General features: G+C 40.2%; 14 protein-coding genes and 1 pseudogene. 9 read left to right on the top strand and 6 right to left on the bottom strand.

The genetic code is table 11. The features are described from left to right. Positions 1 to 7: 7 nt before the first annotated feature. A complete protein-coding gene (gene lon / locus E4N80_RS09460) occupies positions 8 to 2,383 on the bottom strand; it encodes an endopeptidase La (RefSeq protein ID WP_253698998.1) in 2,376 nt (791 codons plus the stop codon). A 76-nt stretch (positions 2,384 to 2,459) separates the two neighbouring features. On the opposite strand from lon, the pseudogene E4N80_RS13080 reads away from it, so the two are divergent. After that, a pseudogene (locus E4N80_RS13080) lies at positions 2,460 to 2,603 on the top strand (Rpn family recombination-promoting nuclease/putative transposase); the annotation flags it as partial. A 144-nt stretch (positions 2,604 to 2,747) separates the two neighbouring features. Here E4N80_RS13080 and E4N80_RS09455 read toward each other — a convergent pair. The 4 genes from E4N80_RS09455 to sufC form a co-directional block, all read right to left on the bottom strand. Beyond that, entirely contained in the window at positions 2,748 to 9,155 is a 6,408-nt protein-coding gene (locus E4N80_RS09455) for a hypothetical protein (protein ID WP_253698997.1), read from the bottom strand. Between the two features lie 174 nt (positions 9,156 to 9,329). After that, positions 9,330 to 10,481 (bottom strand): Fe-S cluster assembly protein SufD, encoded by a 1,152-nt coding sequence (sufD, locus tag E4N80_RS09450; RefSeq protein ID WP_253698996.1) that lies wholly within the window; start codon positions 10,479 to 10,481, stop codon positions 9,330 to 9,332. Between the two features lie 2 nt (positions 10,482 to 10,483). After that, on the bottom strand, positions 10,484 to 11,950 hold the full coding sequence (sufB, locus tag E4N80_RS09445) for a Fe-S cluster assembly protein SufB (protein WP_253698995.1): 1,467 nt from the start codon (positions 11,948 to 11,950) through the stop codon (positions 10,484 to 10,486). Next, entirely contained in the window at positions 11,947 to 12,687 is a 741-nt protein-coding gene (gene sufC, locus E4N80_RS09440; protein ID WP_010694574.1) for a Fe-S cluster assembly ATPase SufC, read from the bottom strand. The genes sufB and sufC overlap by 4 nt, the downstream gene beginning before the upstream one ends. Before the next feature lie 274 nt (positions 12,688 to 12,961). Here sufC and E4N80_RS09435 point away from each other — a divergent pair, with 274 nt between their 5' ends. The 4 genes from E4N80_RS09435 to E4N80_RS09420 are packed head-to-tail and all read left to right on the top strand — an operon-like array spanning position 12,962 to position 18,403. After that, positions 12,962 to 13,735, top strand: coding sequence for a DUF1295 domain-containing protein (locus E4N80_RS09435; protein ID WP_253698994.1), 774 nt, complete (start codon positions 12,962 to 12,964; stop codon positions 13,733 to 13,735). Between the two features lie 18 nt (positions 13,736 to 13,753). Further along, positions 13,754 to 15,397 carry an outer membrane protein assembly factor BamB family protein gene (locus E4N80_RS09430; RefSeq protein ID WP_253698993.1) on the top strand — a complete coding sequence of 548 codons (1,644 nt, stop codon included), beginning with the start codon at positions 13,754 to 13,756 and terminating at the stop codon, positions 15,395 to 15,397. 20 nt (positions 15,398 to 15,417) lie between these two features. Continuing rightward, complete coding sequence (locus E4N80_RS09425) at positions 15,418 to 17,085, top strand: P83/100 family protein (protein WP_253698992.1); 1,668 nt, start codon at positions 15,418 to 15,420, stop codon at positions 17,083 to 17,085. 13 nt (positions 17,086 to 17,098) lie between these two features. Next, positions 17,099 to 18,403 (top strand): 2-hydroxycarboxylate transporter family protein, encoded by a 1,305-nt coding sequence (locus tag E4N80_RS09420; RefSeq protein WP_253698991.1) that lies wholly within the window; start codon positions 17,099 to 17,101, stop codon positions 18,401 to 18,403. 75 nt (positions 18,404 to 18,478) lie between these two features. Here the strand turns inward: E4N80_RS09420 and E4N80_RS09415 are convergent, their stop codons facing one another. Then, positions 18,479 to 20,377, bottom strand: coding sequence for an MFS transporter (locus E4N80_RS09415; RefSeq protein ID WP_253698990.1), 1,899 nt, complete (start codon positions 20,375 to 20,377; stop codon positions 18,479 to 18,481). A gap of 119 nt (positions 20,378 to 20,496) precedes the next feature. On the opposite strand from E4N80_RS09415, the gene E4N80_RS09410 reads away from it, so the two are divergent. Genes E4N80_RS09410 through mtnK form a run of 4 tightly spaced genes read left to right on the top strand, consistent with a single transcriptional unit; the run spans position 20,497 to position 24,665 of the window. Beyond that, positions 20,497 to 21,447 (top strand): phosphoribosylaminoimidazolesuccinocarboxamide synthase, encoded by a 951-nt coding sequence (locus tag E4N80_RS09410; RefSeq protein WP_253698989.1) that lies wholly within the window; start codon positions 20,497 to 20,499, stop codon positions 21,445 to 21,447. After that, positions 21,444 to 21,923 (top strand): phosphoribosylaminoimidazole carboxylase, encoded by a 480-nt coding sequence (purE, locus tag E4N80_RS09405; protein ID WP_253698988.1) that lies wholly within the window; start codon positions 21,444 to 21,446, stop codon positions 21,921 to 21,923. Before E4N80_RS09410 ends, purE begins: the two co-directional genes overlap by 4 nt. An 18-nt stretch (positions 21,924 to 21,941) precedes the next feature. Beyond that, entirely contained in the window at positions 21,942 to 23,450 is a 1,509-nt protein-coding gene (locus E4N80_RS09400) for a hypothetical protein (RefSeq protein WP_253698987.1), read from the top strand. Between the two features lie 12 nt (positions 23,451 to 23,462). Then, positions 23,463 to 24,665, top strand: coding sequence for an S-methyl-5-thioribose kinase (gene mtnK / locus E4N80_RS09395; protein WP_253698986.1), 1,203 nt, complete (start codon positions 23,463 to 23,465; stop codon positions 24,663 to 24,665).

Genomic DNA, 24,665 nt, shown 5'->3' with positions numbered 1-24,665 from the left:
CGCTCGTCTATCTTTTTTTCTTAGTCAATGCACCCCTAAAGGCTATATCCAAAACTTCTTCAACATGGCTTACGGGGTAGAACTTGATGCCCTTTTTAATGTATTCGGGGATTTCGTCCAAGTCTCTTGTGTTAGCCTGAGGAATAATAACTTCCTTTATCCCGTTGCGGCGGGCGGCGATTGTTTTTTCTTTTAGGCCGCCTATAGCAAGAACCTGTCCTGTTAGCGAAAGCTCTCCGGTCATAGCAAGTTTAGGCTTGATGGTTTTCCCTGAAAATAGAGATAAAAGAGCTGTGGCCATAGTGATACCGGCGGACGGGCCGTCCTTGGGAGTCGCCCCTTCAGGTAAGTGAAGGTGTATTATATTTTTTTCGAACCAGTCCGGTTTTTTTATTTTTTGGTCTACGGCAAACATTCGAGTCCATGAAAGGGCTATGCCTGCGGATTCTTTCATAACGTTTCCGGCTTGACCTGTGAGCTTAAAGCCGCCCTTTCCGGCCATCGATGCAGTTTCTATCAAAAGAGTGTCTCCGCCCATAGATGTCCATGCAAGACCTATCGAGGTACCGGGGACATCGGCCTTTTTAATATCGTCATCGCGGAAGATAACCTTGCCCAGCATCTTTTCAATGTCGGCCTTTGTTACGATCAGCTTTTCGTCTTCTTTTCTTTTGCCGTTTACAATTTCGGTTGCAACCTTGCGGTGAATCTTATCCAGCTTCTTTTCAAAGTTGCGTACTCCGGCTTCCCTTGCATAAGAGTTGGCAATGTAAAGGAGCATATCCTGACTGTAAACTACCTGATTCTTTTTAAGGCCGTGCTTTTCAAGGCTTTTCGGAATAAGGTGTTTTTTTGCTATCTGCACCTTTTCGGAATCGATGTAGCCGGAAAGCTTTATTACCTCGGCCCTGTCCAAAAGAGGGCGGGGAATGGAATCGAGGGTGTTTGCCGTGAGAATAAAAACTATGTTGGAAAGGTCAAAGGGTAAATCCAAATAGTGGTCCCTAAAGTTTATATTTTGCTCCGGATCCAAAACTTCGAGGAGAGCACTTGAAGGGTCACCCTGATAGCTTTGCCCCATCTTATCGACCTCGTCTATCATAAAAACGGGAGAATTGGTTTTTACTATCTTTAAGCCCTGGAGGATTTTGCCGGGCATGGCTCCTATGTAGGTTCTTCGGTGCCCCTTTATTTCGGCCTCATCCCTCATACCTCCGACTGAAAACCTAAAGAAAGGCTTAGACATAGCACGGGCTATGGACATTCCGACGCTCGTTTTACCTACACCGGGCGGGCCCAACAAAAGAATAATCGAACCCTTGGTGTCCTTCTTTAATTTACGCACTGAAAGGTATTCTATTATTCGGGTCTTTACGTCTTCAAGCCCGTAGTGATCCTTGTTTAAAATCTTTTGAGCTTTTGCAATATCGTATTCTTCCGGCTCCGAATTTTTCCACGGAAGGGAAAGAATGGTTTCCAAATAATTGCGGGTAACTATGTATTCGGAAGAATAGGGGTCGAGCATCTTAAATTTTTCAAACTCTGAGTCCACAACCTCTTTTACCTCTCCGGTAAACTGAAACTCTTCTATCCTCTTTGCAAAATTTTCTTCTTCATTGGTCTTAGGATCTGTGGTCAGTCCCAATTCTTCTTTGATGGATTTAAGTTCTTCCCTTAAAAAATAGTCGCGTTGATTTTTTTCGACACGCATGTTGAGGTCATCCTGTATCTTCCGCTGAACCTGTAAAAGTTCTTGCTCTTTTTTGATATGAACAAAGACCTCTTCCATTCTCTTTTTTACGTTTAGAGTTTCAAGAATCTTTTGCTGATCTTCTTTTTGAATGTTTAAGATACTTGCGATAAAGTCGGCTATTTTTCCGGGATGGTCAATATTGATCATATTGAGCCTCATCTCTTCGGAAAATAAGGGATTGTTTTCAGAAAGCTGCTTCATTTCGCTTATGAGGGCTCTAGTAAGGGCTTCCACCTCATGGTTTTTTTCTTCTTCATCATCCAGATATTGAACGGCTACGACTATCGGATTTGTATCGTTGACGGTTTTGCGAATTTTAAAGCGTTTTTGAGTGGCTATAAAAACATTGAGCCCGCCGTCGGGCAGATTTATCTTACGCACGATTTTTGCGGCACAGCCTACCTTGTACAAGTCCTTGGCTTGAGGGTTTTCTATATTGTTTTTAAGAAGGGTAAGCCCTATAAAACCGTCGCCAGCATAGGCATCTTCGATTGACTTTATGTCTTCGGGAGCATTAATTAAAAGCGGCGTAAAAATGCCGGGAAAAATCGGCCTGCCGCTCAAAGGAACAATATTCAACTTTTGAGGCAACAAGCTTTCTATCGGAACAATTTCTTTTTTATCACTCATTCTTTAAATATCTCAATAATTTAAAAAAAAGTCAATCGGAAAAGATGATTATTTAAGTGTCAATCGTTTTCAATAAGGTATCCGACAAGGTTTTGCCGATGGGGCTTACCAAAACAAACTTGAAACAGCTAAAAACTTAACTGAAATGGGTTTTGCCGTGGAAGTTATCGCAAAAGCTACAGGATTAAGTATTGAAGAAGTGCAGAGCTTATCTACCTAAAACCTCTAAACGCGCCTAGATTAACTTAGAGTTCATGTAAAAATATTAAAGGCCTCTACGCTCTTTGAAGTTTCCAACGGCAAATAAAAAATCCCCCATCGGATAATCTGATGGGGGATTAAAAATTTCACCTTACAAAAACAACTACCTACCTATATATTTTACGACACGGTATACGCTGCCCGGCGTATAACCTACCGCCGCCTTCCAGTCAGTTACAGAAGACGGGGCAACGGCAATACAAGCACGTGCATCGCCGGCACGATGTTTCATTGCGGCAGTCATAATATTCCATGCGCCTGTTTGATCCGCAGAACCGTCAGGCTTCCATGTTTTTACCAAGCCTACATCGTAATACGCAATTTGAATGCCGTCATACGCATTTGTTTTACTCAAATACGCAACGTAGGGGGTCGTACCGTCTATCGTAAGCTCTACCCGTGAACCGTTTTCCGCAATAACAACGCTTTTTTCGAAAGTATAAGCGGAAGCTCCCGCATTGGCATTTGTGGATTTTACATAGCAAATCTGTCCTTTTGTATTGCGGAACACAATGTGCAAATAACCGGTAGAGTCGAATTGTGCGGCAAAATAATCCGCTGCACGCCCTGTATTGGCATCGCCTGCGGGAAGTACCTTTTGTACTTTCCAATCACTTGCAGCAGTAGGAGTTGCTGAAGAAGCCCGTGCAAGCCGCAGGGTACCTTTGTCGACGTCGGCATAGACAACGACCGGTCTATTTGAACCGTCCAAGGCAAGAGCACAGTATTCGGTAGTACCGCCGGTACGTTGAAGCCCGTTTTCGAATTGACTATTGGAAAGTACCGCAACAGTACCGACTCTCTTTAAATTAGAATCGTTTAGTACATCTGGGAGGGTACTGCCGTCCAAATCGACCCACGCTATTTCGCTGCGATTATTGTTAGTATCTAGCGGATCATATGGTATACTGGGGAAATTAATATCCGCATCCGTTGTTCCCGACTGAACCGTTGAATACTTAACGGATGCCGCCAAAGTATCATAATACGCTATGTGTATATTATTATCTTTCCTTGCGATACGGAAGTTCTTAAACTGCTGTAACTGCTTTTGGTGATAAAAAAGTTCAAACCGGTATATTTTTCCGCCATTATCATTATAAAACTTCAAATCCGGCGCATTTGTATCATAGCAATATAAACCTCCGGCTCCGTAGATACTTGCCTTCCAGCTTATTGGAAAACCTGTATGATAGTTAGCAGAATATAAAATATTTACCGTACCTGAATCCTTTACGCTTATCGCTGCTTCCTCCGGCGGGTCATAGCCGAAATAAACGTCTTGAGCGGTTCCACCTAACTTTGAGTAGTATACTTTGGATTCGGAGTAATTGCTGTACGCTGCATATAAATCTCCGTTTGAACCCATCGCCATACTCGGATACTTCGGATTATTGCTGCCTGTAAACTGTTCATCGTCTTTCCATACATCGATTATCAAATCATCAGTCCAATATTGAGTTTCCGGACGGTTTTCAATATCCTGCCGGTTATAGGGCTTGCTGTTGTTACTATCATTGTTAATAGCTTCTACCGCAGTAGCGGAGCCGGAAGGCTTTACGGTAATTTTAATCTTACCCGATTTTGCCGTTGCAGGAAGTGTAAAGGCGCCACTGGAAATAGTAATCGCTGAACCATTTGTGGTTCCATCAGGAATTATGGCTTTTACGGTTGCGCCTGTTCCACCGAGATTAAATCCGGTAACGGTAAACTTATCACCTCTTAATAGGTTGTACGCACCGCTAGTAGAGCGATTGGTATTATACCTTGACTCACGAGCAAGCGAAGTAATATACGGTACACTCTTTACCGATGTTTTTGTTTTATTTGCCGAATAGTCATACACAGCGGCTTGGTTCATATCAGTCGGTACAGAATTGTCCAATGTTATTGTATTGCCGTTTTTGCTGCTTATACGGGTAAGATATCGTTTTTGCTCCGTCTCAAATAAAACAAACTGCCCGATATTTGCCGAAGCGAAACTAGCGTGTGAAGCTGAATTTTCAGCAGCTCTAGTAACCGTTTCGAATGTCATGGAAATAGGAGCACCACTTTCTACGGAGTTTCTTCCGCCATCGTTCGCTATTACTTTAATATCTTTAGCTGTTCCCATCGGGATTTTTGAACTGTCAAAGCTGAGCTCCCACTTAACATAATAGCCCAAATAATCGGCACCCAAACGGGTAACTTTTAATTCCACATCATTTGCAGCCATAGTTTTATTGGAAGCCCATGTATTACCGGTTCTTGTCGCAGTAACATTCAGCGACGCTGCATCCTGGAATGTTGCTTCAATTTTATCCAGTTTAACATTATCATACGCAAACCCGCGGATTGTAACCTTACCCGAAACGGAAGAGGTATCAATTTCCACATGTCCGTTAGCACGGCTGTTTTGATACAGTGAGTTGTCGTCCTCCTTATTCCAGTGGAACGGAAGAATGACCACCGTCGGTGGTTTAGTATCGATAGCTTCAAAGAGCGTTTTAATCGTTATTTTTGCAAAAGTGGTATCATTACCTTGAATAAAGTCATGCGCCTGATCCCACAGCTCAAGAATTATCTTGGTAGGCGTACCATTTGAATTACCGATTGCAGTCAAATGATTTTTTAAATCAATTTCACTGCCGCTTGTAATGGTAGTAAGGGGTTGCAGTTCAGTCGTATCGTCGCCTTTTTTAAGCCGATATTTTACGGTACCCTGACCGCCGGTAAACTCAACCTTTATCTTTGAGTTATCTTTGTTTTTAAAGGCAAATTTCGTACTTGTAACGCTTCCAATAAAATCGCGGTTTGCATTTAACGCTCCGGACAAACCTCCGGTGAAGGAGCTCGGTGTACCGCCTATATCGGTAGAAAGTGTTATCGCACTTACCATGATAGGCTTATTTTTTACATGCACGTCTACACTACGGCTATATGTATTACCGCTGTTATCGATTATAGTGTAGTACAGTTTACCCTTTCCATCAGTGACAGGAGGGGTAGGAGCTAAATCGATTTTTCCTTGCCATGTAACCGTTCCACCAAGTTGTTTGGTTATCCTGTTTTGCGGATCGGTTTCGGTCATCGTTATTTCGGGCGAAGAGGTTCCGTTTACAACTACCTTTGCCTTCACTTCTTTTACGCCCGAACCGCTGTCATTCGCGACACCGTTTATAATCCAGTCACCGCCGCTTCCCTCATATATAAGCAGGTCCGGTTTATATAAGATATAGCTGTAATTTCCGTCGGTAAGTGCAGGCGAAGCGGTAAACTCGACAGTATTGCCCGTTACCTTCGTTACCGTAAGCACTGAATTTCCTGCAACCATTTTGCAGCCGCCGCCTGAAGAAGTCGTACCTCCCAAGTCGCGAACTTTTTGTGCAAGTTGTGCCTCCGTTATCGAAGAAGACGTAAAGTTCCCGATATTCATATATTTATCAGTGCCATAGTCCCCTATAGGATCAGTCGTATCAAAGCGGAACGTAAACGTTTGCTGAGTACTCAAAGCGGGCGTTACCGTATTTTCAGTAATGGAAATAGTTATGCTGAATTCTCCCGCATCTTTAGCCGACTGACTAAGTGTATCTAAATCAAGAGGAATATTCAATTCATAGTTACTGCCCGCGGCGGGAGTAATCCAGCCTGCACTTTGAGCTGCAGCAAGGTCATGGTTCACGCCGCCCGCCAATCCGCTTGATGTAATTTGAACGGCTTTGATACCTGAGTCATCATGCAGAGAACCAATCAGTTTTTTGCCGCGTCCTATCCACATATTGGGTGTGTAGTCCCTTGCATTTGCGCTGCCTTGGGGGGAATGACTTGAAACGTCGTCTACTTTGACAGCGTTGGGGCTTCCGATAGTGGGAGCCGACTTATCAACAATTATTTTTATCGGTGTTGTCCACTCCCCCAATCTGCCAGTGGTTTTATTTTTTGCACGAACTCTAAAATAGATATCCTGATTTTGCGCGGTTGTATGGTTAAAGGAGTTGTCAGAGTTGATGCTGATTCTCCAGTCTGCACCTCCTGTAACCGTACCCGGAACAGGCTGTCCATTCTGGCTATTATACCAATTGGTTGAACCGAATGTTCCGTCGGCTGCATTATTAAAATGACCGTCACGCGAAAACTGGATATACACTTCGCCTACAGCACCCGGACCACCTATGACGGCACTTGCCGTGCCGAAAATCTGTATGGTTCCGCCTAAGGTTGTGGTTGGAGTTGTCTGCTGCGGTGAAAGCACTTTTACAACTGGTTTCGTGCCGTCGGGGTTAAAGAGAATTTTTAATTCTTTTACGTCTTTATTCCCTATTTCGTCTTCCGTAAAAATATACAAAGGGATTTCGTTATATGCACCTACGGCGGTACCGTATTCGGCTGGGGGAACTTGATCCAAGTTGACGCGGACATTCCACGACCCCTTTGTCGAAGAGTCCATTGCTTTCCAGCCATTTGGTGCGGTTGTGGCATCATAATCGGGAGTACTTACAGTCGGTGCGGGAGTTTTTTTACCCAGTATGTATTTGGTACTTGTTGCCTTTACGCCGGCAGTCGGAGGCTCAGGTGTCAATCCTGACGGTGGATCATCAGAAATTGCTCCCGAAATTGTAATATCTCCTGCCTGAGGATCATCGGCTGTAGGATATCTTATTGTAACTGTAGGAGCCGTCTTATCGACAGTAAAATCGGTCGTATCCGAATCGGTCGAGCCGGACCCTGCTTTGACTAAAAAGTAAATTGTATGGGTTTTGTCATCAAGCCCACTTATATTGACATTCGCTGCTTTGTATCGAAGATCGTCCGGGTCGGAAGGGTTAACCTTTGTAAGCACTGTTGTCGGATAAGGACTGGTAGGTACCGGTGCGTCTATACTGTAATACACCACTCCGGTTGAATCTATGCCTTTAACATCGGCCTCTATATCTAAAGTTGTATTTTTAACACCTTTAGGTCGGATAGGCCGTATTCTCGGACCTGAGCCGGTAGTAAGGAAATTTATAATATAAAATCCGCCGCTTGCCGTGTTGGAATTGTCATATGCTTGAAATTTATGAGACTCTTCGTTGATAGTATCCGTTCCTTTAACCTTTACAGCATAATAGCCTTCACCCCAAGAAGGATCAAATGTACATTTTACGCGTAAATTTCCGCCTGGTACTGTAATATTGCTTGTATTCGACAAGGTTGAAAACTTTACAAGCGATTTTTCCTCAAGATTTGAGCCGGTTTTAAAACAGTTAGCTGCATCACCGGTACCATCCCATTTGAGCAAAACAATTTCGATATTGCTTGCGTTATAGTCTGCAAGATCGGAACCTCCTACCAGCGGAGTGTTGTCTTTATTACGGATAAGCTCTACCGAAAATGCCGTTTCTGTTCCGGATTTAAACAACATTGAAGTTGCTTGAGAAATATCTAAGGGTGTAGAACTAGTATTAGGGAGATTCTTTACACCGATAACTTTAAATCCCGGAGATTTACTCGGGTCAAGTTTAAAGGAGCTGCGTTTTTCGCTCATTTTTACCATTTTTTCTTTAAGTTTAGTCAAAGCGGTTATATCGGTGCGCAAAGCCTTTATTTTTTTATCGTGATCGTTTCTATCGGAACCTTGCTTGCCGGCAAAATAATCGCTGATGACTTCGGGGGTGTAGCCTTTTGCTATGACGTCGGTGTAAATGGCATCCCACTGATAGTACCAATCGGCTTTATTGCCTTCGCCGGAAGCGTTGCCGCCCTTATATTCGCGGGCATTGTCGTACAGATACAATGCTCCTTTGATAGGCTTCGTTGCATCCTGCGCCTGAAAACTGTATAAAGCATCCGTGGGAGTATAAACGGCAACCTGCGCGTTTATATTGTTGCCAACAAACATATTGGTCATATCGATCGGCGGCGTTGCTCCCGGAACATGCACATTCAGTTTTTCAACGGTATTTTTTTCGCCGGCTTGTCCTACGACCGAAAAGACAGCTCCATAACCGTCGGCCTGATCCGATGGCGAAGGTACGGCATTTTCGTTTATAATCGCCGACGGACGTTGTACGATAAATACCGGAGGCGTATTGTCTATTTTATAGTTTTTAGTTGTTTCATAAGTTCTGCCGCCCTTATCGGTAACAGTAAGAATGGCGGTATACTCACCATCGGGGATGGGGTATTTTTTTACCAACTCATGAGAAGGAGCTTCAACACCTTTAGATTCGTTATCAATATTGATTGACCATGAAACACTTCCATCTCCTTCAGTAAAGCCTCCAACACTATAAGGGCCGACAGTTTCTTTGGTCTCAATATTTTTGAATGATATAGTTATTGATTTTATTCCGTCATCATCACGAGCATAACCTTTCATTACAAAACTACCCCTAATAGGAGTTTCTCCTGCATCAGGATAAGTAATTTCTCCGTTTGGGCGTTCAATATCGATAGTGCCGCCCAAACCTACATTTTGTTTACAGGTAAAAAACATCATAATGGTAAATATAACCAATGTAAAAACTAATACGTTATTTTTCTTTTTCATAAACGTCTTCTCCTTCCAAATCCGGAATGTATTTAATCTTATGTCTCACAAAATATAAAGTTTTATGTATAACTAATATAGCACAAATATGTAAAAAAATCAAATTTCTACAAATTATTTATTAATATAATTTTTTGGGGAGGTTTTTGTTTTTATTATGAGTTGATTCGGCAATTAATCCCTTATCTCATCTAAGCTTATCCTGAATTCCTCTAAGAGCTTTTCTCTTATCGTTTCATCATCAATGCGGTTAAAAACGGGTTTAAAGGCAGCCTCGATTAAAAGCTTTTTGGCACTCAGCTCGTCAAAACCGCGGGTCATGAGGTAGTAAAGCTTAGCCTTGTTTACCGCCTCAAAGCTCGCTGCGTGCTCTCCTATAACGTCATCTTCATCGCAAAAGATTGTCGGGATTGTCGCACCCACAGTGGTCTTATCGAGCATAATCGTGTTATCCGAAAACCTTGCAATAGACTTTGAGCAGCCCCTGTTTAAAAAGATATTGCCCCGGAACATTTTATGAGCTATGTTCTTTAAAGCTCCCTTTGCCGTAATTGCACCTAGAGAATTTTTTCCGTTGATGATAAAATTTTGCTCCAAGTCGATGCGTCTGGTCTTATCTGCAAAATAGAGGGGATATATTTGAACATCAGCCCATTCTTCCGGCATATAGGTAGAAGTTGAAGCTCCGTTTATCTTTGCTCCAAGCTGAATATCATAAAGGGTAACTTGAGCCTTCTCCATTGCAGAAATTTTTACGGTTTCAAAGTTGATGCCGCAGTGACTTAAGTTTTGTACCTTTATAAATTCTACTTGAGAGTTTTTTTCGGCAACTATGCTTAAAAGTCCGTTTCTAAAAATATCTGCCTTCGAGCAATCGTATTCTTTTACATCATGATAAAAAAAGATTTTAGCCCTTGCCCCTTCTTCAATTACAATAAGATTTTGGTCATAAAGAACATTATTGGCTTGATCCATTGTAAAATGGATTAGAACATTGGCGATCTTTTCCTTATCTTCGCATTTTTTTACCCTTATATAAATACCGGAATTCCTTTTATCCTTTACTTCTTGGATATAATTATCTCCGAGGCCGCAATTTTTTTCGCGTTTTGTTTTCGTAAAATCAAAGAATTTTTCTATATTTTCCGAAGAGGCTGTTTTTAAAAATTGCTCTATCGGCATTTGCTCTATATTTTCAGCTTCAGTACAGCCATCGTCTCGGCCATAGGGCCGGCCATTAGCCTTACAGTTTAAATTGCAAAAAGGCTTTGAAGGGATATCCGTTTTTGTGTAGTCAAGCCGTTTAAAATAAGTTCTGTCACTCATATCTATCCTATAGTTCCTTCCAATTCGATTGTAATAAGATTGTTCAATTCAACGGCATATTCCAAAGGCAGTTCCTTGGAGATAGGTTCGACAAAGCCCTTGATGATAAGGGATTTTGCGGCAGCCTCATCCAAGCCTCTTTGCATAAGGTAGAACACCATTGATTCGCTTATCCTTCCGATTTTAGCCTCATGGCCTATGTCTACATCATCGATATGGGATTCTATAATCGGAATCGTATCGGAGCGGGATTTATCGTCAAGCATTAGGGATTCACATTCGGCCACAGCCTTAGCTCCGGTTGCATTTGCTCCTATGGACAAAAGGCCTCGGTAGTTTGCTTCCCCGCCGTTTTTTGCGATGGAGCGGGAGCGCATTTCTGAAACGGTGTTTTTTCCGATGTGAACAGTCTTTGTTCCCGTATCAAGGCACTGCCCTTCCGAAGCGAATGTAACCCCTGTAAATTCGGAACGGGAGCGGTCGCCTTTTAAGATGCTCATAGGGTAAAGCATGGTAACCCTTGAACCGAATGAACCCGAAACCCATTCAATAGCTCCGTCTTCTTCAACTATAGCCCTTTTGGTGTTTAAGTTATATAGGTTGCGCGACCAGTTTTCGATTGTCGAATAACGCAGGGTTGCTTTTTTTCCTACATATAGCTCGACGGCTCCTGCATGGAGGGCGTTTTTATAGTATTTGGGAGCACTGCATCCTTCGATAAAATGGAGGTAGGCTCCTTCTTCTACAATTATAAGGGTGTGCTCAAACTGCCCCGACTGCTGGGCATTCAGTCTAAAATAGGATTGAAGCGGAAGCTCGACCCTTACGCCCTTGGGAACATACACAAAGGAACCTCCCGACCAAACGGCACCGTGGAGGGCTGCAAATTTATGGTCATTCGGCTTTATAAGCTGCATAAAATGCTTTTTTACTATATCTTCGTACTTGTGAACGGCCGTTTCCATATCCAAGTAGACTACGCCCTGTTTTTCCAAGTCTTCTTTTAGACTGTGATAAACGACTTCCGAATCGTACTGGGCACCCACTCCTGCGAGGGAGTTTCGTTCGGCTTCGGGAATGCCCAGCCTGTCAAAGGTCTTTTTTATTTCTTCCGGAACGTCATCCCAAGTTTCGGCTAAGGGTTTTGTGTCGGAAACAATGTAGTGGATTATCTCTTGAATATCCAAATCGGAAATATCGGCTCCCCAGTCCGGCATGGGTCTGGCATTAAAGTATGCGAGGGATTTTAGGCGCAAGTCCAGCATCCAATCGGGTTCTTTTTTTCGTGCGGATATTTTTTTTACGACTTCTTCGTTTAAACCGAGCCCCGTCGAATACTTATAATCGATGCTGTCCTTTATGTCATAGACTCCGCGTTCTATGTCCGAAACAAATGTACGCTTTCTTTCTTGAAAGAGGGCTGCATCCTCCGGTGCTTTATCTGTGTTTTGGTTTATGGCTTTACTCATAGGCTTTCTTTTATGTTTTCGTACCCGTTCTTTTCAATATATTCTACCAGTTCCAGACGGCCTGTTTTGACAATAGTGCCGTCAACAAGAATGTGTACAAAATCGGGCTTTATATAATCTAAAACTTTATTATGATGGGTAATGATTAAAATTCCCATATCGGGGGTGCGTATTTTGGAAACGCCTTCAAAGACTATCTTTGTAGCATCAATATCCAGCCCCGAATCCGTCTCATCGAGGATCGCAAGTTTCGGGTTTAAAATAGCAAGCTGTAAGATTTCGTTTTTCTTTTTTTCTCCGCCCGAAAAACCGACATTTAAGCTGCGGTTCGCGTATGCAGGATTGATTTTAAGCTGCTTCATTGTGTCAGATAAAAGTTTATGAAATTTTATCGCAGGTGTTTTTTCACCCGTTACGGCTTCTTTTGAAGCACGCAAAAACTCTTCTATTTTTAAGCCCGGCACCTCTTCAGGTATTTGAAAAGAAAGAAATATACCTTTTCGAGCCCTTTCGTAGACGGGAACATCATTTATAAGCTCACCTTCAAAAAAGATTTTACCTTCGTCAATGGTATATCTTGGATTTCCCGTTATGGCAGCCGCCAATGTGGATTTTCCGGCCCCGTTCGGACCCATAACCACATGAACCTCTCCCTTGTTTATACTCAAATTAAGGTTTTTAAGAATTTGCTTCTCATCAACCGACATTTGAAGTCCTTGTATATCTAATAGTTTCATCATAACTCCTATAAAAACTTTTTGCAGCAAATATCAATTTGCGAAAAAAGTTTTTTCAAGCGGTTTGTTTACAAACCGCATACAATAACTCCTGTAATCGTCCATATAATATAACAATTTGAGGTGTAATATTCAATAAGAAAGGCGGATAAAAATTTTGAAGTCCGGTTGTGCCTTATGGACAAAATCCGCAACTATCGAGAATTACCAAATTTTCCCGGCCTTAATACTTCCTCTCTTGACGCTGATACATAGATAATCTATACTTATATTTATGGGAAAATTGATATTTATATTTAATATTACGCAGATCGTCTTATTCGGAGTAGGCTTGATTTGTTTTGTAGTATTGTTTTTTGTTCCGGCCGGATACGGTAAAATGATAAATAAAAAATGGGGTTTTTCTTTTAACAATAAACTCGGCTGGTTTTTAATGGAAGTTCCTACACTTATCACTATGATTGTCCTGATGTGTGTATGGGCTAAACCTGAAAATTTTGTGAGAATTATAATAGGCCTTTTTTTTGTACTGCACTATGCTCAGAGAGTTCTTATATTTCCTTTTTTACTTAAGGGAAAAAGTAATATGCCTATTCTCATAGTTTTGATGGGAATCACATTTAATACGATAAACACCTTTTTAATAGGTGCATGGCTTTTTTACCTTTCCCCCAAGGAAATGTACCCCATCTCATGGCTTTACAATCCCCGTTTTATAATCGGAGTTCTTATTTTTTTACTCGGAATGGCCATAAACATAGATTCGGACAAGTATATACGCTCCTTACGAAAGCCGGGAGATAGTGCGCACTATTTTCCGCATAAAAGAATGTACAGGTATGTATCCAGCGCCAATTATTTCGGTGAAATATTGGAATGGTTCGGCTTTGCTCTCCTATCATGGAGCTTTGTCGGTCTCTTGTTTGCATTTTGGACCTGTGCAAACCTTGTTCCTAGGGCCTATACTATAAATAAAAGATACAGAGAAGAATTTCCTGAAGAATTTGCAGCGTTAAAACCTAAGAGGGTATTTCCTTTTATATTTTAACGGAATGCGGACGAAGTTATGAAAAAAAAAGGCTTAGGTTTTCTTGTAATTATTTTTTCCTTTTTTTCTTTTAAAGCATCGGCTCAAACCCTTGACGCCCATTGGACCTTGGTTTTTGCCGGTAAGAATATAACGGTTCCCGTTTTTTGGAATGGAAACATTTATACGGCAGGAGACGATAAGGCCTTAAACTGCATTACCTCTCAAGGGACGTTTTTATGGCGAAGAAATACAAGTGAATTCCCAAGCAAGTTTTTATCGGTTTCTCAAGCCGGAATAGTTTTTATGGTTACCGCAAAGGGAAATATCGAGGCATTTTCTTCTCAAGGAATGCCCCTCTGGACCTATCCTCTAAAGAAAAAGCCGATTTTTCCCGTGCACACCGCACGGGACGGCCGAATTTTTATAATCCAAGATAATAACATAATTTGTCTCACCTCGGGAGGAAAACTAAAGTGGGAATTGCCCCTTGTTTCCGCCCCAGTATTTCAACCTGCAGAAACCGGTTCCAAAGATATAGTTTTGATTTTAAAATCGGGAGATTTCTTGCGTGTTTCTATCTTCGGTTCGATTGTAGAGCAGTACAGACTTAAAAAGACCGTTTCTGCTGTCGGAGAGGCTCCAGACGGTTACATACTCGCTTGTACGGATGGCTCAATTTCATACTATAAAACAGGCGGAGGTTCGGAAGCTCTTTGGCAAACTACCGAACCCGAAATCTGTAAAAATGTTTTTTATAAGGGCGGAAAAGTCCTTTATATGTTTGAAAGCGGTAAACTTGTTTTCAAAAATCTAAAAACAAATGAACTCATATGGGAAGAAAAGACTTCGGGCAATTTTTCGAGCGGAGTGCATTGCTATGCAATCGGCAACGAATTCAATATTACAGCAAAAGGATTCGGCTGTCTTATTACAGACGCAGGGCGCATAAAATGGGAAAAAAAGATACCTGAAACCAATTTCTTCCCTATAATAACCGAAAACGGACTTTTGGTCGGAATAACAAACGAAATTTTAAATGCCTACAGAGTAGAAACAAAGCTTTTACGAAAAGGAACAAAACGAACCGCTCCTGAAAATTTTTATTCTATAGTACAAAAAGATGACAAGGGCAAGGATGACTTTCCGTTTTTTGTTGAATATGCTACTACGGCAGAACTTTTAGATGTTATACAAAAAGAAATAGAAAACGGAACCGTAGGCGAAAAGGAGCCCCGCTATGCCTTCCAATTAAAAACTATCTTGGAAAATAAGCGCAAAGCCTCGTATTTTTCACAAGATTTTAATTCCTTTGATAGATCAAGGGCCGCAGAGCTTTTAGGAAGATTAGGCTCCTATGAATATCGGGACATTTTATTGAGCGGAATCTACAAAATAGATAACCCTGATGTACTTGCCGGAATTTTGCGGGGCTTGGAACATCTTGCCTACGATCCCGATGACCGCACAATGGAAGGCATCCGCCTTGTAATGGGAAAGGCAAAATACGATGATATAAACCTTATGGCTGCAGCCTGCGATTGTTTGACCGCCTTGATGCGATTCGGCTCAAATGAAACGGCATCTGCTGCAATTTCAAGTATTTTTTATATTATTAAAGGCCCTTATTCCAATATTATTCAAAATTATGCAAGACAAAAAATCAAAAATATAGTAAAATAGGAAGAACGGAGGATTTACTTATGAGAAGGCTATTAGTTTTTTCGTTTTTTTTAATTATGGTAGTTTTTTCAGGATTTGCAATTGAAGTTGATAAGCCTGAAATTGATTCTGTAAAAAATAAGACTATAGAATTTATAAACTACACGGGACCTCATGATGCAGTAGATAGTGCTGACACAATTCGGGGCATAGGTTCAAGTCTTGCAGGTGCCGTAAAAGCAGGCCGTGCAGGCGATATGAATAGGTACTCAGTTATTCACTGTGTCGACCCTGCAGTAAAAGAAGGCCTTGACGCGGATATTTTCATTATCGGAAAAAATGCCGGTGTTGATCATATTAACAACGTCAGGTTGATAATTGCAGGATATTTGAAGGCTGCTTACGGATATTCCGATAAGGATGCGGCAACTCTTGCACACTTTGTTACAATCTACAATGCCGTTTACCGCAAAAACATGGACTTTTTTAATCAAAAGTACAAGCAGGTTGTTACAAAGAATTTGACAAAAGAGAAAGCCGGTATAGCTTTGCGTTATGATGAATGGCCGGGACAAACCCAAATAGTTATTCCGCTGACAGACCAAAAATATGCAGGTACTATAAGCTCGGTAGATACAACTTCTATTTCCGATAAAAAGGTTGTCGAAAAAATGCGTGAAGATAAGGGTAAGGACCTTGAAAAACGCAAGGAAATGGTTGACCTAAAAGAAAGAGAAAGCGAGGAAGCTGCTAAACGTGCAGAGGTTGCAAAAAAAGAAGCTAATGTAAAACAAAAAGAAGCTGACAAGCAAAAGAAGGAAGCCGATACAAAGCAAAAAGCTGCTGAAAAGCAAAAGAAAGAAACAGAGCAAAAGCAAAAAGAGGCTAAAAAAGCTGAAGAGAAGGCCGCAAAAACAGGAAAACCTGAAGATAAAAAAGCAGCTGAAGAGAAGAAGAAGGAAGCTGAAAAGTCTCAAAAAGAGTCTGAAAAGAAGACCGAAGAGGCTAAAAAAGCTAAGGAAGTTGCCGAAGAAGAGCAAAAAAAGGCAGACGAGGCCAAAAAAGAAGTAAAAGAAGAAGAAAAGATGGCTGAAAAAAAGACTGAAGAAGCTCAAACGGACAGAAAAGACATTGCTTCCGATACACAGAAAATCATAGAAGAAAAGAAAGCTGAGAAAAAAGCTGAGGGAGATGCAGCAATAGCCTCATCAATTCCCGGCTATGGGTTGAAAGTTGTAGACGATTCAAAAATGCTGTCGGAACTTGTTCTTTTAGACCTTAAAACGGAAGAAGAGCTTAGGACTTCCGGAATTAATACAATCAGAGGCAGAAACCTGCACATTGTAGGAAAAAATCTTATGGCAATCGCAGGCACTAAGTCCGGTAATGCAGTTATAGCTTTAGTTCTTATCGATGCAAAATCCCTCGAAATTGTTAAACAAAGTCAAGAAAATATTGCAGGTGAAAGCGTTTTGGTCAAAAACGGAAACGATTATTATGCAGTAATTGATAATAACGGAAAATACTTCATCGGACGCTATAATGATAAGCTTGAACTTCAAGCTAAGTCGGCTGTCGATGTACTACCCTATACACCTATAACGATAGGCGATAAGGGCTTATTGGTTCAGGACAACAAAAACAGTATTCGGCTATTAAAATTAACCGATTTAACCAACATAGTTGTCACTGAAGCAGACTCACAATAAGGAGTTTATTTTTATGATAAACGGAAAGAAAAAGTATGAGATTTTGGGCATGCCGCTTACACTTTTCGGCATTATTTCGGCAGTTGTAATTGCTGCAACATGCTGGAATAAGCTGCCGGGCGGAATGATAGGAGCCCTTCTCTTGATGATGGTACTCGGTGAAGTACTAAATATTATCGGAGACAACACTCCTATAGTAAAAACATTCTTTGGCGGAGGGCCGATCGTAATTATCTTTGCATCCAGTGCCCTTGCTTATTATAATGTTTTGCCCGAAGGAATTTTAAAAAATATTTCGACCTTTATGAAAAGCGGAGGTTTCTTAGACTTTTACATTGCGGCTCTTATTACGGGGTCTATCCTAGGAATGGATAGAAAACTTTTGATAAAGGCTGCTATACGTTACTTCCCGTGCATTATAGGCTCGGTTGCGGCAGCATTGGTTTTGGTTGCACTAGGCGCTCCTATTTTTGGAATAAAGGCAACTGAAGCTATTGCCCACATCGGGATTCCGATCATGGGCGGAGGAATGGGAGCCGGAGCTGTTCCGATTGCTCAAGTCTTCGCTTCAGCATTAAAAATCCCTGCAGAGCAAATTCTTTCCAAACTTGTACCGGCCGTAGCCCTTGGTAATGCTCTTGCTATAGTGGCGGGCGGTCTGCTTGATAAACTCGGCAAAATTAAACCTTCTTGGACAGGAAACGGTCAACTTCTTGCAAGCGGAACGTTTGAAGTTCCTAATGATGAGGAAATGCAAAAGCATTTTTCGTTGCAGGATTTCGGAATTGCTATCGTTATCGCAACAGCCTTTTTTGCCTGGGGAAATATAGTTTCCAATCTATTTAAGCTTATCGGTGTAAATATTCACACTTATGCTTGGATGATTATAAGCGTTGCTGTTGTAAAAGCTGCAAATATTTTGCCCAAGAACTTTGAAAATGCTTGTGCTCTTTGGTATAAATTTGTCGCAAAAAACTTTACCGCAGCCCTCTTGGTCGGTATAGGTATTGCATATACAAACCTTGGCGACATCATCGGAGCATTCAGCATTTCTTATGTTGTACTTGTACTCTTGGTCGTAATCGGTGCGGTAATAGGTGCCGGACTTATAGGAAAACTTGTAGGATTCTATCCAATTGAAGCTGCTATAACTGCAGGCCTTTGTATGGCTAATATGGGAGGAACGGGAGACGTTGCCGTTCTTACAGCCTCAAAGCGCATGGAGCTCATGCCCTTTGCTCAAATCTCATCCCGCTTGGGAGGAGCCTTTATAATCCTGCTTGCCTCGTTCTTAGTTCCGCTGTTTTTCGGCGGCTAACAAGAGTTAAGCTTTTTATAAATCTAAAATAAAACCTCCGAATCCTTAGGACTCGGAGGTTTTTTCTAGCGGCTCTTATGTTCTGCCGTAAGGTTCTCCTATCAAAAGCTCGCAAATCTGTTTGGTTTTTTCGTCCGCATCTTCTTTTTTACCGCCTGCTTCTAATCTATTCAGTTCATCAAGAATTATTGTATGATTTTCAGGACTTACATTGAATTTAAGACCGAAGAAGATGCCGAAAAGAATCATAAAAAGAGGCATTATTATAAAAGAAATCTTTACACCCTTTAAGGTCATCTCCTTTTGCTGCGGCTTTTGAACCTGCCCTATACCGGAATATTTAAAATCAATCTTATCCAAAAGTTCCTTCAAATCATAAAGGTCATCTTTTGTATAAAAATCTTGAGGGGCAATTTTTTTATAAACTTCTCCCGATTTTGTATAAGAAGATTCTACCAAGAATTTCTTATCAATTTCATTAAACTCTTTTTTATTAAAAGAAGAAAGTAAATTTTCAAAAATATCTTGAGGAATTTCGTCAAAGTTCTTCCGTCCTTCAAAGAATGAAAAAAGAGGATTGGCATTTCCGTTCTTTTTTACTGTTTTATACATAGAGGTAATAATCTCATCAGTGCTTCGGCTCATATATTTTAGGTGGAAATTCCCGTCTTCCCGCAGAGAATAATACTTGTTTATATTCTCAAAGTTTTCATTATTTTTTACAGCCAAGTTTTGAGCTTCTTTAAATTGCTTTTGGGTCAAAATCGAGGGTACGGGATTTTTATAACCTATACCGCTTAAAACAAACCCGAGTGTAGTCATTATCACCAAACCTAAAAAAAGTTTTCGGGTAAGAGTCATAGCTGCAGAATAGGTTCCGGCTCGATTTTCTCCGCTCATAAGTTTGTCTATGTCAGACAAAAAAGGAAGAAGCTGATGGGGAATCAAATTGTTTGCCGAAATTCCGACACCCATAAGCACCATGTTTAATATCAAAAAGACCGGATTTGTTTGAGGCGTATGGAAAGACATAAGAACTATGGAAACGGCAAAGATGATTAGGGCTGTAACATAGACTGGCTTGTGCCCTCTCTTGTTTATTATGCGGTTATGAATTGGAAGGGTCGCCATCATGGTCAGTAAGAGCGCACCTTGGGCTATTACAAAAACACTTCCGCGGTTTAAATAATCCACAATATAGAACAAGACCAAAGACATAACTATATCCAAAGCTCCATAGGAGCAGACATACATAGCAATATGAATTCTACAAGATTTACTTTTAAAAAGGGATAAAAAGTTTTTTATAAATTTAGCATCCGATTTTTTTTGGCTCTTTTCTTCCGGCAATTCCCATGTTTCAAAATAAAGAGGAATCCATGGAAGGGCAAAGATAAGGGCAAAAACTATACTCATCACAAAGTAGCCCATCATGCTGCCGTGAAAAGCATCGATAATCGGCTGAGCCAAGAGCCCGCCCAAAAGGGTAGCTATAAAAGAAAACATAAGGCGGGAACCGTTAAGTTTATTTCTTTCCGAAAAGTCCTTAGTTATTTCGGCTGATAGGGCCGCATAGGGTATGTAGGAAACGGTCGCAACGGTAAAAAATATAATATAGGCGATCGTATAAAATATGAATTTTCCGGCCTGACTTTCTATTCCGGTCGGAAACCAAATTATGATAAAAGAAAGAGCGATTGGAACAATTGATACCAAAAACCAAACTCTTCTTTTTCCGAAACGGTTTTGCGGAGTATTATCGGCTATATAACCCATCATCGGATCCGATACGGCATCCCAAAACTTTCCGATAGCAGGGATAAGCCCTGCTAAAACAGGATGAAGTCCTATTACATTTACCAGATAATACATTGCAAATGTAGTAACGATAAAAAAACAGCCTCCGCCGTATAAATCGGCAGCCCCATAGGCGAGGTAAGTCCGCCAAGTCATCTTTTTTTGCTTGTTTAACATAAAGTCATTATACAATAGCTTTTAAGGGAATTCAAGCGTAAGTTAAATATTAGTATACTTGAAAATTTATAAATCTTCATATATACTTGACCGGTATAAATTAACCTGAGGAGTTTAAAATGATTTCACGAAATGCAGCTTTTAGAGAATCTAATTTGCCTCTCCCTTCAAAACAAACCGGAAAGGTAAGGGATTGGTACTCGCCGGAAGAAGGGAAACGCTTGATTGTAACTACAGACAGGATTTCTGCCTTTGACAGGGTTCTTACAGCCCTTCCATACAAGGGACAGGTTTTAAACCAGCTTTCTCTTTGGTGGTTTGAAAATACCAAAGATATAATCAAAAATCACATAATATCTTGTCCGGATCCTAACTGCATTATCGTAACTGAAGTAAAACCTCTCCCGATAGAGGTCATAGTACGGGGCTATATTACAGGCGTAACGTCCACAGCCCTTTGGTACAGGTATTCTTTAGGTGAAAGAAATATATACGGATATGATTTTCCTGAAGGCTTGAAAAAAAATCAGGCCTTACCCAAGCCGATTATAACCCCTACCACAAAGGGCGGCCCTACAGGCCATGATGAAAGACTTACCTGCGATGAGGTTGTTTCGCAAGGTTATCTGTCAAAAGAACAATGGGACTTTGTACAAAAAGCGGCCCTTGCCCTTTTTGCACGCGGCCAAAAAAGTGCAAAAGAAGCGGGCTTGATTTTAGTAGATACAAAATACGAATTCGGTGTGGACAAAAATAATGATATTCTTTTAATAGATGAGGTTCATACCCCCGATTCTTCACGCTATTGGAAACTCGATACTTACGAACAAAGATTAAAGGAAGGGAAGGAGCCCGAAAACTTCGATAAAGAATTTGTAAGAATGGCCTATGCAGCAAAAGGCTATCGAGGCGACGGAGAAATCCCCGAACTCGATGAAAATATCTGGAATGAGGCTATTCAGCTTTATATCACGGCCTATGAAAAATTGACAAAATCTAAATTTGTTCCGGGAGAATATCCGGCTGAAGAGCGCATAGTGAAAAACTTAAAAAAGGCAGGCTTAATGTGAAACCTCTTGTAATAATACTTATGGGTTCATCTTCAGATATGGGCCATGCAGAAAAAATAGCTTTGGAGTTAAAGGCCTTTGGAATCGAGTACGCTATAAGAATAGGCTCGGCTCATAAAACGGCGGAGCATGTTATTTCTATGCTAAAAGAATATGAAGCTCTTGATAGGCCGAAACTTTATATTACTATTGCAGGAAGAAGCAATGCTCTTTCCGGTTTTGTGGACGGTTTTGTAAAGGGGGCTACAATAGCTTGTCCTCCTCCATCCGATAGTTTTGCAGGAGCGGACATTTATTCTTCTCTTAGAATGCCCTCGGGAATTTCTCCGGCCTTGGTGTTGGAGCCTAAAAATGCAGCCCTCCTTGCTGCAAGAGTCTTTTCTCTTTATGATAAGGAAATAGCGGCTTCAGTTAAATCTTATATGGAATCAAATGCTCAAAAAATAATTGAAGACGATTCCAAATTAAAAAAATAAAATTTATGGCGGAATAAAATGCACAAACGATTTTTTTTAACGGTCTTATTATGTTGTTTTTTTGTACTTGGTCTTTACGCACAAAACACTGAAGAGCAATCTGATGATTTTCTATTGGCTAATAATACGGCTTATAAGATTGAAAGTGTTGAATACACCATAAAAGGCTTTACCAAAGAACGGCTATTATCATCAAAAATACCTATAGACAAAAAACGGATATTTTCTTCACTTGAAGAATTCGAAGCATATATTTCAGAGCTTAATGCGGAATTCCATAACACGAGAACAATTGAAAGCCATGAAATTAGTTTTGAATTTTTAGAACCGAAAAACAATATTATTCCGGTAAAGCTTAAAATATATGTTAAAGATACATGGAATATTATAGCCCTCCTCTACCCGAGTTTTGATTCAAACAGAGGTCTTCAGTTTAAGCTTAAATTAAAAGATTTTAATTTTTTAGGTTCGCTTGAACCGCTTACAATGGATTTAATATATAATAGGAATAATGCCGGCAAATCTTCTTTCGAGCTAGGTGCCGGATTTGCATTACCTTTCCATATTAATCAGGTTAAACTTCTTTGGAATACTAATGCGGGAATTAGCATAGATCAAGATAAAAAATTCGGCTTTGATTTCGGCACAGGTCTAAGTGCTTCATATAAATTAGGTGTTGATTGGATTACCTTAACTGCAGGTATCACACAAAGTATAGATGTCTCTGCTTCTCCGTCTGAAAAAGATTATTATCTGACAAACGGATTTTATACATCGCTTGCATTTGATATATATAAAAATCAAACATTAGGCACAATCACATGGACTCCTTATTTTGGTATAGACGGTAATTGGAAATTCACAAAAATTACCAAGGAAAATAAAAAAGGCTTAAACATTAATTGGTCACATAGTTTTGGAATGGGTAAAGTAAATTGGATAAATAATTTTAGACAAGGCTTTACGGTAAATCTTGATAATAGCTATAAATATAACACTTATAGAAAAGGTAATGTAGATATTTCTTTTAATTTGGAAACAAAGGGCTTCTATTCTTTTTTAGACCGAATAGGTTTATACGGCAGGTTCGATTTTTTTTATAATCTATTCGGAAAAACATCAAGCGAACATACCGGAAAAATTTTGCGCGGTATTTTAAATAAACGAATTGAAACGGATACGGCCTTTAGTTTTAATTTTGATGTACCTATAAAAATAGGCGTTTTTAAATGGGAAGAAATTACCGGAGTTGAATGGACTCGTTTCTTCGGCTTTGAGCTGCACATAACGCCGTTTTTCGATATGGCCTTGGTCCATGATAAAAACACCGATACCTATTACAATCCAAAACACGGATGGTATTCGGGCGGTTTAGAAATAATAATGTATCCGATCAAAATGAGAAGTATTTATGCTCGAATAAGTTACGGACATGATTTAAGAGAAATAAACAATAAAGATGATCATGCAAAACGTGACGGTAAACCTGTTTCCGAAATTTTTATCGGAATAGGTTTACATTATTAAAACGGAGGCAGGATGCGGTTTAGTTCCCATTACAAGATGGAAGGCGATGATATAATCGATTATGTCTTTGAGCACAGTAATTTTTTTGATTCGAATGAGAATTTAGTTTACAAAGAAATAGGTGACGGAAATATAAACTATGTCTACCGCATTTTTGACAAGAGCACAAAAAAATCCCTTATTTTAAAACAAGCTGATGTTCAAACAAGAGTGCGCCCCGATGGATATCTAAACCCGGATAGGAGCACCCGTGAAGCCGAAGTTTTAAAACTGTATAACGAATGTGCTCCCGGTTTTTCTCCGAAAATAATTTATGCCGATCCGGTTATGGCTGCAATCATAATGGAAGACATCGGTTCTTATTCTAATTTAAGAATGGAATTAATGGCCGGAAAAATATTTTACGGAATCGAAGAACTGATTACTCGGTTTATCGTAGACACAAGCCTGCCTTCCACAGATTTGGTTTTAGCTTATCAAAAAAAATTTCAAGCAGCAGCCAAATTTTATAATCCCGATCTTTGTAAGATTACAGAAGACTTGGTTTTTACTCATCCTTATAAGGATGTAAGGCAAAGAAATATTTTGCTCCCCGAAAATGCCGACTGGCTTAAAAAAAAGTTTTATGAAGATTCAAACCTCATTGCAAGGGTTGCAGTCTTAAAAGAAAAGTTCAATAACTATCCTCAAGGGCTTATTCACGGGGATCTTCATTCAGGTTCTATCTTTGTAAAAAATGAAAATGAAGAAACGAAGATAAAAATAATCGATCCCGAATTCGCCTTTTACGGTCCAATAGCCTATGACCTTGGGAATGTCCTTGCTCATTTTATTTTTGCTCAAGGCTATGCAAAATATTCGACTCTTTTTGTTGATAAGGAAAAGCAAAGAACTGATTTTTTATCTTGGCTTGAAAACGTAAAAAACAATCTATTTAAATTCTTCCATGTGTTTGCAAAAGATTTTCTTGTTAAGAATATAAAAAATCCGATTTATCAAAACGAAATTTTTATTGACAACTACATCGAAAAAATAAAAATTGATGCCGTTTCTTTTTGCGGTACCGAGTTAAACAGAAGGATAATCGGTTCTGCAAAAACAGCCGAAATTACAAGCATAAAAAAAATCGAAAACCGTATTGTCCTTGAAAGGGATTTAGCCGAACTGGGATGTGCCATGATTTTAAACCCCGAAGAAATTTTAAGAGGATTTTAA

Source organism: Treponema denticola, from assembly GCF_024181605.1.
In the GTDB taxonomy this organism is placed as follows: domain Bacteria; phylum Spirochaetota; class Spirochaetia; order Treponematales; family Treponemataceae; genus Treponema_B; species Treponema_B denticola_B.
Note: the sequence above shows the minus strand (reverse complement) of the source record. Positions and strands in the feature narration are given on the sequence as shown.